The 13564-nt window shown below is 65.3% G+C and carries 13 protein-coding genes; 12 read left to right on the forward strand and 1 reads right to left on the reverse strand.

The window, feature by feature from the left end:
• Nucleotides 1-103: 103 nt before the first annotated feature.
• The 5 genes from ACSBOB_RS24965 (at nt 104) to ACSBOB_RS24985 (ending at nt 4660) form a co-directional block, all read left to right on the forward strand.
• Entirely contained in the window at nt 104-1111 is a 1008-nt protein-coding gene (locus ACSBOB_RS24965) for an ABC transporter permease (RefSeq protein WP_442578748.1), read from the forward strand.
• Nucleotides 1104-1949, forward strand: a complete 846-nt coding sequence (locus ACSBOB_RS24970; protein WP_442578749.1) for an ABC transporter permease — start codon at nt 1104-1106, stop codon at nt 1947-1949. The genes ACSBOB_RS24965 and ACSBOB_RS24970 overlap by 8 nt, the downstream gene beginning before the upstream one ends.
• Before the next feature lie 205 nt (nt 1950-2154).
• Nucleotides 2155-3033, forward strand: coding sequence for an ABC transporter ATP-binding protein (locus ACSBOB_RS24975; RefSeq protein WP_442578750.1), 879 nt, complete (start codon nt 2155-2157; stop codon nt 3031-3033).
• Between the two features lie 122 nt (nt 3034-3155).
• Complete coding sequence (locus ACSBOB_RS24980) at nt 3156-3989, forward strand: ATP-binding cassette domain-containing protein (RefSeq protein WP_442578751.1); 834 nt, start codon at nt 3156-3158, stop codon at nt 3987-3989.
• 71 nt (nt 3990-4060) lie between these two features.
• On the forward strand, nt 4061-4660 hold the full coding sequence (locus tag ACSBOB_RS24985; protein ID WP_442578752.1) for a VOC family protein: 600 nt from the start codon (nt 4061-4063) through the stop codon (nt 4658-4660).
• A gap of 189 nt (nt 4661-4849) precedes the next feature.
• Here ACSBOB_RS24985 and ACSBOB_RS24990 read toward each other — a convergent pair whose 3' ends face one another.
• Nucleotides 4850-5281: a hypothetical protein gene (locus tag ACSBOB_RS24990; protein ID WP_442578753.1), complete on the reverse strand. Its 432-nt coding sequence runs from the start codon at nt 5279-5281 to the stop codon at nt 4850-4852.
• Nucleotides 5282-5583: 302 nt separating this feature from the next.
• Here ACSBOB_RS24990 and ACSBOB_RS24995 point away from each other — a divergent pair, with 302 nt between their 5' ends.
• The 7 genes from ACSBOB_RS24995 to ACSBOB_RS25025 all read left to right on the forward strand — a co-directional run bounded on the left by ACSBOB_RS24995 (nt 5584) and on the right by ACSBOB_RS25025 (nt 13520).
• Complete coding sequence (locus tag ACSBOB_RS24995; RefSeq protein ID WP_442578754.1) at nt 5584-7875, forward strand: bifunctional salicylyl-CoA 5-hydroxylase/oxidoreductase; 2292 nt, start codon at nt 5584-5586, stop codon at nt 7873-7875.
• A gap of 178 nt (nt 7876-8053) precedes the next feature.
• The gene (locus ACSBOB_RS25000) at nt 8054-8812 is read left to right on the forward strand and encodes an SDR family NAD(P)-dependent oxidoreductase (RefSeq protein WP_442578755.1); all 759 of its coding nucleotides are present in this window, start codon (nt 8054-8056) and stop codon (nt 8810-8812) included.
• Nucleotides 8806-9282 carry a MarR family winged helix-turn-helix transcriptional regulator gene (locus ACSBOB_RS25005; RefSeq protein WP_442578756.1) on the forward strand — a complete coding sequence of 159 codons (477 nt, stop codon included), beginning with the start codon at nt 8806-8808 and terminating at the stop codon, nt 9280-9282. Before ACSBOB_RS25000 ends, ACSBOB_RS25005 begins: the two co-directional genes overlap by 7 nt.
• An 11-nt stretch (nt 9283-9293) precedes the next feature.
• On the forward strand, nt 9294-10097 hold the full coding sequence (locus ACSBOB_RS25010) for an enoyl-CoA hydratase family protein (RefSeq protein ID WP_442583823.1): 804 nt from the start codon (nt 9294-9296) through the stop codon (nt 10095-10097).
• 178 nt (nt 10098-10275) lie between these two features.
• Nucleotides 10276-11433, forward strand: coding sequence for an acyl-CoA dehydrogenase family protein (locus ACSBOB_RS25015; RefSeq protein WP_442578757.1), 1158 nt, complete (start codon nt 10276-10278; stop codon nt 11431-11433).
• A gap of 13 nt (nt 11434-11446) precedes the next feature.
• On the forward strand, nt 11447-11899 hold the full coding sequence (locus tag ACSBOB_RS25020; RefSeq protein ID WP_442578758.1) for a cupin domain-containing protein: 453 nt from the start codon (nt 11447-11449) through the stop codon (nt 11897-11899).
• 1 nt (nt 11900) lies between these two features.
• Complete coding sequence (locus tag ACSBOB_RS25025; protein ID WP_442578759.1) at nt 11901-13520, forward strand: AMP-binding protein; 1620 nt, start codon at nt 11901-11903, stop codon at nt 13518-13520.
• The last annotated feature ends 44 nt before the right edge of the window (nt 13521-13564 follow it).

Consider the following 13564-nt stretch of genomic DNA (forward strand, 5'->3'; position numbering starts at 1 on the left):
GGAGGCCCCCCTCTCCCCGTTTTTCACGGGGAGAGGGTAAGGGTGAGGGGCAGCTCAAACTTCGAAGAACTTGCGTGGCCAAGCCGCGCAAGCGGCTGGTTGCATGATCCTCCAACGCTTCCTTCTCCGCCTGCTCACCATGGCCATCACGCTGTTCGGCGTGGCTGTGGTGGTGTTCGTGGTCATCCGCATCGCGCCGGGCGACCCGATCGCCATGATGCTGCCGCCGGGCGCGACGCAGGCCGACATCGATCGCCTGCGCGCGCTGTACGGGCTCGACAAGGGCATCGTGGAGCAATTCTTCATCTGGCTGGCAGGCGTTCTGCATGGCGATTTCGGCACGTCGATCTCGCTGCGCCAGGACGTACTCTCGCTCGTGCTCAACCGGCTGCCGGCGACGCTGGAACTGTCGATCGTGGCGCTGCTGATGGCGCTCATGATCGGCTTGCCGCTGGCGGTGATCGGCGCACGCGAGCGCGGCACGGCGGTGGAGGCCGGCATCGACGTCGCTAACGGCGCGGCGCTGTCGATCCCGGATTTCCTGTGGGGGCTACTGTTCATTCTGCTGTTCGGCGTGCTGATGCCGGTGTTCGAGATTTCCGGCCGCGTGTCGCCGCGTCTCGAACTGCCGTTCGTCACGCAGTTCTATCTGTTCGAAAGCATTTTCCGGCTGCGCTTCGATCTGACGAAGGATCTGATCAGCCACATGTTCATGCCGGCGCTGGCGCTGGCGCTGCCGCTGGCGGCGATCATCGCGCAACTCTTGAAACAGTCGCTGAAGGAACTGCTGTCGCTTGATTATGTCGTGCTGGCGCGGGTGAAAGGGTTTTCGGAGACGCAGGTGATCCTGCGCGAGGCGCTGAAGAACGCCGCACTTCCGGCGCTGACGCTGGTCGGCGTGCAATTCACCTTCCTGATCGGCGGCACCGTCATCGTCGAAAGACTGTTCTCCTACGAGGGGCTCGGCAACATGGCGATCGACGCGGTCGTCAACCGCGACCTGCCGCTGATCCAGGGCATCGTGCTGGTGTTCGCGCTGCTGTTCGTGCTGATCAATCTCGCCGTCGACATGCTCTACGCCGTGCTCAATCCGAGGCTGCGCCATGGCTGACGTGCGCACGGCGAAATCCTTCAACGCCCGCATCTGGCTGGCCGGCGGCTGGCTGCTTGTCGCGCTGCTGGCGGCCGTCTTCGCGCCGCTGCTGGCGCCGCAGGACCCGCTTTCGCAGGACCTGATGTACGAGCGCCTGCCACCGTTCTGGATGCAGGGCGCCGAACCGGGCTTCTGGCTGGGCACCGACAGCCTCGGGCGCGACCTGCTGTCGCGCATCATCTATGGCGGGCGGGTGGCTTTTCTCGTCGCCTTCGCGGCAGCCGCCGCCGCCTGCATCGTCGGCTCCACGCTGGGGCTTATCGCCGGCTATTTCGGCGGCTGGGCCGACCGCATCGTATCGCGCATCGTCGACATCTGGATGGCCTTCCCGCCGGTGCTGTTCGCGATCCTGCTGGTGGCCGTGCTGGGCACGGGATTAACTTCGGTGATCATCGCCATCGCCATCATCGACTGGACGCGCTTCTGCCGCGTGGTCAGGGCCGAGGCGATGGGCCAGGCGCGCATGGACTATGTCGAGAACGCCCGCATCGCCGGCTTCGGCCGCCTCGACATCATGTTGAAGGAAGTGCTGCCCAACGTGCTGCCGTCGATCGTGGCGCTGCTGTCGCTGGAGATGGGCATCGCCGTGATCGTCGAGGCGATCCTGTCCTTCGTCAATTTGTCGATCTCCACCGACGACCCGACCTGGGGCGGCATCATCGCCGAGGGACGGCTGTCGATCCACCAGGCGTGGTGGGTGCTGGTGTTCCCGCTGGTCACGCTTTTCCTCACGGTGCTGTCGTTCAGCCAGTTCGGCGAGGGGCTGAAGGCAAGGTTCGATCCGGTGCTGAGATGAACAAACAGTTTGCTCCACCGCCTACGGCGGCTCCCCTCTCTTCGACCGCTTGCGCCCCCTCCACCACGCTACGCGTGGTCCCCCTCCCCCGCTTCGCAGGGGAGGAACCAGCGGCGCCGCTTGATCCTCCCCCGTTCACGGGGGAGGGGGACCATGCGAAGCGTGGTGGAGGGGGCAAGCGACGCCTGGCAAGCAAGGGCACATCATGACCCCCACCCTCGAAATCGCCAACCTCAGCGCCACGCTCGCCAATGGCACGCGGGTGCTGCGCTCGGTGTCGCTGACGGTGGAACCCGGCGAGGTACGGGCACTGGTGGGCGAGAGCGGCGCGGGCAAAAGCATGATCGGCAAGGCGGTGCTGGGCGTGCTGCCGCCCAGCGTGCGGATCGCCGAAGGGCGGATCGGGCTGGAAGGCACGGACCTCGGCGGCCTGTCGCCCAAGGCGCGGCGCACGCTGATCGGAGCCAAGACGGCGCTGATCCCTCAGGACCCGCTGACGGCGTTGAATCCGTCGCGGCGCATCGGCCCGCAGACGACAGACCGGCTGACCAAAATTCTCGGCTGGGACGGCGCGAAGGCCGACACCCGCATCCGGCAGTTGCTGGACGAGGTGCAGATCCGCGACCCCGAGCGCGTGTTGCGCAGCTATCCGCACGAACTTTCGGGCGGCATGCGCCAGCGCGTGCTGATCGCCGCCGCCTTTGCCGCAGAACCCCGGCTGATCCTCGCGGACGAGCCGACCACGGCGCTGGACGTCACCGTGCAGAAGCAGATTTTGAGGCTGATCGCGGCACTACAGCGCGAGCACGGCACGGCGATCCTGTTCGTCACCCACGATCTCGGCGTGGTCGCCAAGATCAGCCAGAAGGTTTCCGTGCTCTATGCCGGCAAGGTGGTCGAGGAGGCCGACACCCCTGCCCTGTTCGCCGATCCGAAGCACGCCTACACGCGGGCGCTGATGGCTGCGACGCCGAAATATACCGATCCCTTCGCCTCGCTGAAGCCGGTCGATGAAGCGGTGCTGGTGGGATTGGCGGCGGAGATCGCCGCGGTCGACCGCGACTGGAGGGCGCCGCATGGCTGAGTTCGCGAAAGCCGGGAAATCCGGGGACAGTTTACTTAATTCCCCTGATCTACACCTTGCGTTTGCGAGCCGGGCTCGAGGGGAATTAAGTAAACTGTCCCCGGATTTCAGGGCGCCTCATCATGGCTGACGCGCTGTTTTCCGTGCGCGGCCTGAAAGTCGCGTTGCCCGACATGACGCGCAAGACTGCCTTCGGCAGCGCGCCAAAAATCGAGATATTGAAAGGGCTCGATTTCGACCTGCCGCGCCATCAGGTGACGGGCATCGTCGGCGAGTCCGGTTCGGGAAAGTCGACGCTTGGCCGCGCGCTGGTGCGGCTGCTGGAGCCGAGCGAGGGCACCGTGACCTTCGACGGGCGCGACATCACGCATTTGCCGGAGGCGGAACTGCGGCCGCTGCGCCGCGACCTGCAGATGATTTTTCAGGACCCGATGTCGTCGCTCAACCCGCGCCGCACCATCGGCGCGATCATCGCCGCACCGCTCAGGCAGAACGGCATGGCCGACGATCTCGCCGGGCGGGTGGCGGAGGCGCTGCGGCGCGTCGGCCTGCCGGAAAATTTTGCAAAACGCTATCGCCACGAACTGTCTGGCGGCCAGCGGCAGCGGGTCGGTATCGCGCGGGCGCTGGCGCTGTCGCCGAAATTCGTGTTGGCCGACGAGATCGTGTCGGGGCTGGATGTGTCGACCCAGGCGCAGATCCTGACGCTGCTCGAAAAACTCGCCTCGGAAATGGGGCTGACGGTCGCCTTCATCAGCCACGATCTGTCGGTGATCCGGCGACTATGCAAGCAGGTGATTGTCATGCGCCACGGGCAGATCGTCGAGGCGGGACCGACCGACGAGATTTTCGCCGCGCCGCAGGACGCCTATACGCGCGAACTCATTGCCGCGATCCCGCTACCGGAGATCGATGACGGCTGGCTGGGCGAACGCCATGGCAGGGAGGCGGTCTGACGTTTTTCGAAGCGTCGGGCCTGCGGGCGCCCGGCGCGGCAAGGCAACCGCCCGCCAATGGGAGACGTGACATGCAGTATTTTCTTCGCGGCGCGGTTTTCACACTCGCGCTCACCGCCGGCGCCGGCATCGCCTCCGCCGATTCCATTCCCGGAATGCGCGGCCACGACCACACCGGCGTCACCGTGCCGGACATGAAGCAGGCGGTCGATTTCTTCACCGATGTGATCGGCTGCAAGAAGGCGATGTCGTTCGGCCCGTTCGCCGACGACAAGGGCACCTTCATGACCGACCTGCTGGGCGTCGATCCGAAGGCGGTGATCGAGGAGATCACGCTGGTGCGCTGCGGTTTCGGCTCGAATGTCGAACTGTTCAAATACACCGCGCCCGACCAGAAGGATGTGCAGGCGAAGAACAGCGATATCGGCGGCTTCCACATCGCCTTCTATGTCGACGACGTGGCGGCCGCGAAAACCTATCTGGAGGGCAAGGGCGTGGCCACCCGCATGGGGCCGCTGCCGGTCAACGAAGGGCCGGCGGCGGGCCAGACCATTCTCTACTTCCAGGCGCCGTGGGGCTTGCAGTTCGAGGCGATCAGCTATCCCGGCGGCATGGCCTACGAGAAGGACGCCGAGACGGTGCTGTGGAGCCCGAAAGAGCCGGCGAAGTAGGAGCGGGAAAGCTCGATTCAGTAACGAGACAATCGGCTGACGCCGATGCCGCCCCTCAGAGGGTAAGGGTGGCATCAGCGGCGGTCAACTTTGACCTCCGTAGGTATCAGAATGCCACAACCTTTATCGCCAAGCACGCATGGTGCATGGCGTTCGAACCTCCCAAGGACTTGAGCCGGCGTCCAGCGGTCATGACGTATCGATGGCCACACGGAAGGCCAAAACGCGCCGCGCTGTGATGAAACGGCCCCATCCGATCGCCGGCGCGGGTTGCGTATGACGCCCGTCAGGTCCGCCGCGAAAGAGCCGCCCGGCAAAATCCTGCAAGCCGCCGAAGATCGAGGCCAGCGCGCGCAGGCAGCGGGCGAGCCGCAAAGCCTCGGCGCGGCCGTCGCCGTCCGGCCCGTGGACCGTGGCCGGCGGCAAGGCTAGTGCGCCGCCTGCCCGCTCCGTGGCAAAAGCCCGCGCGACGGCCTCCGAGGATCGCATGAGCGGCAGCAGCAAGGCACGGAGCGAGAGCGGCAGAACGCAGAGCAGCTCGGCCAAGACGGCGAGCCGAAGCAGCATGAGCGCGATGCTCTTCAGCGTCTCCTGCTCGTCTTGGCTTTCGGCCCTGTCCATTCCAGCCTCCGTTCGGCATGGATAATAGCCGAGAAAGGAGAAGGATCAAGGAAATTTTTCCTATCCTCTTTCGGCGCGCATAGCATGACGTAGAAGAGGGCGGAGCCAGCGGCCGGAATCAAAGGCCTTCGGCATGAGAGGCGGCGCCGGTGTTCAAGAAGGTGGCCCCGTTTCCACCCGCGGACCGGATCAGGGTCGCAGGACAGAAGCCGCCACAATTATGGCTGGGTAGAAACTTTAAGCTTGAAATAATTTCTCCTCGCGCCGATACTCGATATCTGAAATCCAGCGGAGGTCGCATCATGAAGGTTGCGGTACTCGGCGGCGGTCCCGCCGGCCTCTATTTCGCCATATCGATGAAGCTGCGGAATTCCTCGCACGAGGTGACCGTGGTGGAACGCAACAAGCCCGACGACACGTTCGGCTGGGGCGTCGTGCTGTCGGCCGAGACGCTGGAGAACCTGACCAGGAACGACCCGGTCAGCGCCGTGTGGATCAAGCGCTATTTCGCCTATTGGGACGACATCGCCGTCATCCACAAGGGCGTGCGGACCGTCTCGACCGGCCACGGCTTCTGCGGCATCGGCCGCAAGCGGCTGCTGACCCTGCTGCAAAGGCGGGCGCGCGAACTGGGCATCAAGCTTCAGTTCGAAACCGAAGTGCCGGACCCAAAACCCTATATGGAGACGCACGATCTCGTGGTCGCGGCGGACGGGTTGAATTCGCGCTCGCGCGCGGCCTTCGCGGAAGTGTTCAAGCCGGACATCGACGTGCGCAAATGCAAGTTCGTGTGGCTGGGCACAAACCAGAAATTCGACGACGCCTTCACCTTCATCTTCGAAGAAACCGAGTATGGCTGGGTGTGGGCGCATGCCTACCAGTTCGATCCGGAGACGGCGACCTTCATCGTCGAATGCAGCCAGGAGACGTGGGACGCCTTCGGATTCGGCGCGATGACGCAGCAGGAATCGATCGCTACCTGCGAGCGCATCTTCGAAAAGCATCTCGGCGGCCACCCGCTGATGACCAACGCCAACCACATCCGCGGCTCGGCCTGGATCAATTTCCCGCGGGTGCTGTGCGAGCGCTGGTCACACAAGAACCTTGCGCTGATGGGCGATGCGTCGGCGTCGGCGCATTTTTCCATCGGCTCGGGCACCAAGCTGGCGCTGGAGAGCGCGGTGGCGCTGGCCGATTACGTGCATTCGGAGCCGAACCTGCCGGCGGCCTTCGAGAAATACGAAAGCGCGCGGCGCACCGAGGTGCTGAAGCTGCAATCGGCGGCGCGCAATTCGCTCGAATGGTTCGAGGAGGTGGAGCGCTACCTGCATTTGGATCCGGTGCAGTTCAACTATTCGCTGCTGACCCGCTCGCAGCGCATCAGCCACGAGAATCTCAGGCTGCGCGACCCGGAATGGCTCGGCGACGCCGAGGCATGGTTCCACCGGCAGGCGGGCAACACCGGCAATTTGCACCGCGCGCCGATGTTCGCGCCGTTCAAGCTGCGCGACATGGTGGTGCGCAACCGCGTCGTCGTTTCGCCGATGGCGCAATACAAGGCCGTCGACGGCTGCCCGACCGACTGGCATTTTGCCCACTATGCCGAGCGCGCCAAGGGCGGCGCCGGGCTGATCTATATCGAGATGACCTGCGTCAGCCCCGAGGGGCGGATCACGCCCGGTTGTCCGGGTTTCTATGCGCCTGAACATGAGGTCGCGTGGAAGCGGCTGGTGGATTTCGTGCACCGCGAGACCGACACGAAGATCTGTGCGCAGATCGGCCATTCCGGCCCGAAAGGCTCGACCCAGCTCGGATGGGAAGAAAGCGACGCGCCGCTGGCGGCCGGAAACTGGCCGATCATGGCGGCATCCGACGTGCCGTGGTCGCCGCGCAACCAGGCGCCGAAGCCGATGACCCGCGCCGACATGGATTTTGTGCGCGACCAGTTCGTGGCTTCGGCCGAGATGGCGGCGCGCTGCGGCTTCGACATGCTGGAGATCCACGCCGCCCACGGCTATTTGCTGTCGTCCTTCATCACGCCGCTAACCAACCGGCGCAGCGACGACTATGGCGGGTCGCTGGAAAACCGCATGCGCTATCCGCTGGAGGTTTTTCACGCAATGCGCGCCGTGTGGCCTCAGGAAAAGCCGATCTCGGTGCGCATTTCCGCCAATGACTGGGTGGGCGCCGAAGGCGTGACGCCGGCCGAGGCGGTTGAGATCGCGCGCATGCTGCAATTGGCGGGCGTCGATATCTGCGACGTGTCGGCGGGCCAGACCTCGATCCGGGCGCGGCCGGTCTATGGCCGCATGTTCCAGACGCCGTTCTCCGACCGCATACGCAACGAGACCGGCATGGCGACCATGGCCGTCGGCAACATTTTCGAACCCGACCACGTCAACTCGATCCTGATGGCGGGCCGCGCCGACCTCGTCTGCCTGGCGCGACCGCATCTCGCCGACCCCTACTGGACGCTGCATGCGGCAGTGACATTGAACGACCGCGACGTGAAGTGGCCCGATCCATACCTGCCCGGCCGCGACCAGATCTATCGCCTGGCCGAGCGCACGGCGACGATGGGGCTGAAGGTATGATCCTCGCCCTGCAACCTGAGCGCCGCCCCTCATCCCCCTGCCGGGACCTTCTCCCCGTGAAGGACGGGGAGAAGGGGGAAGCGGCGACGTTGCGGCCAGCCTCCTTCTCCCCGTCCTTCACGGGGAGAAGGTCCCGGCAGGGGGATGAGGGGCGGCGCAATCCTTGGGAGGCGGCTCCATGATCCCCTTCCGCCATGCATTGGTGACAGGCGGCGGGTCGGGCGTCGGGCGTGCCATCGCGCTGGCGCTGGCGAACGACGGGATCGATGTGACGATCTGCGGGCGGCGCGCGGCGCAGCTTGACGCCGTGGCGGCGGAGAACGAGCGGGTGCATGGCCTTGTCGCCGACGTGACCGATGAAACGTCGATGAAGGCCCTCTACGCAAAGGCCGAAGCCACGCGCGGGCCTTTCGACATCGTCGTCGCCAATGCCGGCATGGCGGGCAGCGCGCCGGCGCACAAGGTTTCGCTCGCCGACTGGCAGAAGACGTTGGAAGTCAACCTGACCGGCGCCTTCCTGTCGGTGCAACCGGCGCTTGCCGGCATGGCCGCGCGCAAAAGCGGCCGCATCGTCTTCGTCGCCTCGACCGCCGGTCTCAAGGGTTACGGCTATGTCGCGCCCTATGTGGCGGCCAAGCACGGAGTGGTAGGCCTGATGCGGGCGCTGGCCGCGGAAAACGCGAAGACCGGCATCACCGTCAACGCCGTCTGCCCCGGTTTCGTCGAGACCGACATGCTGGAAGAATCCGTGCAGAGGATCGTCGAAAAGACCGGCCGCAGCGTCGAGGAAGCGCGGAAATCGCTGGCCGCGACCAATCCGCAAAACCGTTTCATCCAGCCGGACGAGGTGGCAGCCGCGGTTCTGTGGCTGTGCTCGGATGCCGCGCGCTCGGTCACCGGGCAGGCACTGTCGCTGTCGGGAGGCGAGACATGGTGAGCGCGCCGCTTTCCGCGCCCGATATCTCGAAGGACAGCAAGGAGCGGCTGCGGCTGTGGATCCGGCTGCTGCGCGCCTCGCGCACCATCGAGGCCGAACTGCGCGAGCGGCTGAAGAAGGATTTCGACACGACGCTCCCCCGCTTCGACGTGATGGCGGCGCTGTACCGCGCGCCGGAGGGCATGCTGATGAGCGACCTGTCGCGTTTCCTGCTGGTGTCCAACGGCAATGTCACGGGCATCGTCGACCGGCTGGTCTCCGAAGGGCTGGTGACGCGGGCGCGGCGCAACGGCGACCGCCGCACCTCGATGGTGCGGCTGACGGAGTCAGGCACCTCGTCCTTCCGCGACATGGCGTCGGCGCATGAAGGCTGGATCGGCGAGCTGCTGGGCGGTGTGACAGAGGAAGAGACGCGGCGGCTGGCGGGCATGCTTAAATCCTTCCGCAGCAACTGGGAGGGACGCGAATGAAGGGTATCCAGATGGCCGGGCTGAAGCCAGACCATTTTTTGTGGCAGGTTGACGGCAGGATCGCGCGGGTGCGGCTCGACCGGCCGGAACGCAAGAACCCGCTGACCTTCGAATCCTACGCCGAACTGCGCGACACGTTTCGCGACCTCGTCTATGCCGACGATGTCGATGCGGTGGTATTCCTTCCCAACGGCGGCAATTTCTGCTCGGGCGGCGATGTGCACGAGATCATCGGCCCGCTGGTCGACATGGACATGAAGCAGTTGCTCGCCTTCACCCGCATGACCGGCGACCTCGTCAAGGCGATGCTGAACTGCGGCAAGCCGATCATAACGGCGGTCGACGGCGTAGCGGTGGGCGCGGGCGCGATCATCACCATGGCCTCCGATATCCGCATCGCCACGCCGGAAGCAAAAACCGCCTTCCTGTTCACCCGCGTCGGCCTCGCCGGCTGCGACATGGGCGCCTGCGCGATCCTGCCGCGCATCATCGGCCAGGGCCGCGCCGCCGAGCTGCTTTATACGGGGCGCACGATGACAGCGGCCGAAGGCGAGCGCTGGGGGTTTTATAATCGCCTAGTGGCGGCGGACGCGCTGGAGGCCGACGCACTGGAGATGGCGGCGCGCATCGTTTCCGGGCCGACCTTCGCCCATGGTATCACCAAGACGCAGTTGAACCACGAATGGTCGATGGGTCTGGACCAGGCGATCGAGGCGGAGGCGCAGGCGCAGGCGATCTGCATGCAGACGCGCGATTTCGAGCGGGCGTATCGGGCATTCGTAGCCAAGGAAAAGCCGGTGTTTCAGGGGGATTGAGGATTGGATCGCTTTGCGCCCCCTCCACCACGCTTCGCGTGGTCCCCCTCCCCCGCTTCGCAGGGGAGGAACCGCAGCGTCGCCGCCGGCACGACCTGGATCCTCCTCTGCGAAGCGGGGGAGGGGGACCACGCAAAGCGTGGTGGAGGGGGCGCTTGCATCAACAGGGAGGCGAACCATGCCTGACCGCTCCTTCCTCAACTGGCCGTTCTTCGAGGACCGCCATCGCGAATGGGCAGAGCGTCTCGAAGCGTGGTGCCAGAAGAACCTGCCGGTCGACCATCATGACGTCGACGCCGCCTGCCGGGAACTGGTAAAAATGCTCGGGCGCGACGGCTGGCTGAAACCCACGGCGCTCGACACGGACAATCCCGCGCCGCTGGACGTGCGCACGCTGTGCATCACCCGCGAGACGCTGGCCAGGCATGACGGGCTGGCGGATTTTGCCTTCGCCATGCAGGGGCTCGGCACCGGCGCGATCAGCCTTTTCGGATCGGACGAGCACAAGAAATGGCTGGCGAAGACGCGCGCCGGCCAGGCGATCTCGGCCTTCGCGCTTTCCGAGCCACGCTCCGGTTCCGATGTCGCCAACATGGACATGACGGCGACCCGTGACGGCGAGAGCTATGTTCTCAACGGCGAAAAGACCTGGATCTCCAACGGCGGCATCGCCGACCTTTATGTCGTCTTCGCCCGCACCGGCGAGGCGCCGGGCGCGAAGGGTATTTCCTGCTTCCTGGTGCCGGCCAACACCGCAGGACTTGAGGTCGCCGAGCGGCTGGAGGTGATCGCGCCGCACCCGCTGGCGCGGCTTGCCTTCAACGCGGTACGCGTGCCCTCCTCCGCAATGATCGGCAAGCCGGGCGACGGGTTCAAGATCGCCATGTCGGTGCTCGACGTATTCCGCTCGACGGTGGGCGCGGCCGCGCTGGGCTTCGCGCGCCGGGCGCTGGACGAAAGCATAACGCGGGCAACCGAGCGAAGGCTGTTCGGCGCGCCGCTCGCCGACCTGCAGATGGTGCAGGGCCACATCGCCGACATGGCGCTGGACGTCGACGCGGCGGCCCTGCTGATCTACCGCGCCGCCTGGACGAAGGACATGGGCGCGCCGCGCGTCACCCGCGAGGCGGCCATGGCGAAACTGTTTGCCACCGACAAGGCGCAGGAAGTGATCGACAAGGCCGTGCAACTGCATGGCGGCGACGGCGTGCGGCGCGGCCATATCGTCGAAAGCCTCTACCGCGAAATCCGCGCGCTGCGCATCTACGAAGGAGCTTCGGACGTGCAGAAGGTGGTGATCGCGCGGCAGGTGCTTTCGGAATTCAAACAACCATAAAAGGGGAAAGACAATGGCGAAGGATCTTGCGAAAGGCATTACGGCGAACGGCTCCGGCTTCGACGGGGTGAAGTGGAACATTCTCGGCCAGACCTATTTTCCGAAGGCGGTCTGCGAATCGACCTTCGCTTTCGAGACGAACAGTGCGCCCGGCCAGTTCGTGCCGGTCCACATCCATCCCGACCAGGAGGAATTCATCCTGGTGCAGGAGGGCCAGCTCGAACTGAAGCTCGACGGCGTGTGGTCTACGGCGAAAGCCGGCGATCTGGTGCGCATGCCGCGCGGCATCCCGCATGGCTATTTCAACAAGTCTGACAAGCCCTGCCGCGCTTTGTTCTGGGTGTCGCCGGCGGGCCGGCTCAGGGAATTGTTCGAGGAACTGCACGACAAGAGCGACATACCCACGATCATAAAGCTGTCGGCCGAGCACGACGTGGATTTCCTGCCGGAAGAAGCGAACGCGTAAAATGCTCGGGCCCTCCGCTCACACCGATACTTTTGCGCGGGACAACCTGCCGCCTCCAGAGGAGTGGCCGGACTTCCTGCTCGACGGCTTCGACTATCCCGACCACCTCAATGCGGCCGTCGAGCTGACGGACCGCATGGTCGAAAAGGGGTTTGGCGACAATACGGCGCTGATCGGCAACGGGCGGCGGCGCACCTACAAGGAACTGTCGGACTGGACCAACCGGCTGGCACATGCACTGACCGAGAATTACGGCGTCAGGCCGGGCAACCGCGTGCTGATCCGCTCTGCGAACAACCCGGCCATGGTGGCTTGCTGGCTGGCTGCCACCAAGGCCGGTGCGGTGGTGGTCAACACCATGCCGATGCTGCGCGCCGGCGAACTCACGCAGATCATCGACAAGGCCGAGATCGGGCTGGCGCTCTGCGATACCCGATTGATGGACGAGATGGTCGGCTGCGCCAAGGACAGCCGCTTCCTGAAAACGGTGATCGGTTTCGACGGCACCGCCAACCACGACGCCGAACTCGACCGCGTGGCGCTGGACAAGCCGGTTCGCTACGAGGCGGTGCGGACCGGACGGGACGATGTGGCGCTGCTCGGCTTCACCTCCGGCACGACCGGCGTGCCGAAGGCGACCATGCATTTCCACCGCGACCTGCTGATCATCGCCGACGGCTATGCGAAGGAGGTTCTGGAGGTGACGTCCGACGACGTGTTCGTCGGCTCGCCGCCGCTGGCCTTCACCTTCGGCCTCGGCGGCCTGGCGATCTTCCCGTTGCGCTTCGGCGCGGCGGCAACGCTGCTTGAAAACGCCTCGCCGCCGAACATGATCGAGATCATCGAAAAGTACCGGGCGACGGTTTCTTTCACCGCGCCGACCGCCTACCGGGCGATGCTCGCCGCCATGGACCAGGGCGCCGACCTGTCGTCGCTGCGCGTCGCGGTGTCGGCCGGCGAGACACTGCCGGCGCCGGTGTTCGAGGACTGGACGAAAAAGACGGGAAAACCGATCCTCGACGGCATTGGCGCCACCGAGATGCTGCATATCTTCATCTCCAACCGGTTTGCCGACGCCGCTCCCGCCAGCACGGGCCGGCCGGTGAGCGGCTACGAGGCAAAAATCGTCGACGAGGAGATGAACGAACTACCGCGCGGCGAAGTCGGGCGGCTGGCGGTGCGCGGGCCGACCGGCTGCCGCTACATGGCCGACGACCGCCAGCGCAAATACGTGCGCGGCGGCTGGAACCTGACCGGCGATTCCTTCATCCAGGATGAGGACGGCTACTTCCACTTCGCGGCGCGCTCGGACGACATGATCATCTCGTCCGGCTACAACATCGCCGGGCCGGAAGTGGAGGCAGCGCTGCTGGCGCATATCCATGTCAGGGAATGCGCGGTGATCGGCGTCGCCGATGTCGACCGTGGCCAGATCGTCGAGGCACATGTCGTGCTGGCCGAGGGCGTTTCCGGCGACGAACTGACGCGCAAAATCCTGCAGGATCATGTGAAGGCGACGATCGCGCCTTACAAATATCCGCGCTCGGTGAAGTTCGTCGATGTCCTGCCGAAGACGCAGACCGGGAAGATCCAGCGGTTCCGGTTGAGGGAGGAGGGATGATGGTCGCCAGTGTACACGCAGGGGACAGTTTACTTTCTTTCGGC

The organism is Mesorhizobium sp. KACC 23794 (assembly GCF_052180275.1).
Lineage (GTDB): Bacteria > Pseudomonadota > Alphaproteobacteria > Rhizobiales > Rhizobiaceae > Kumtagia.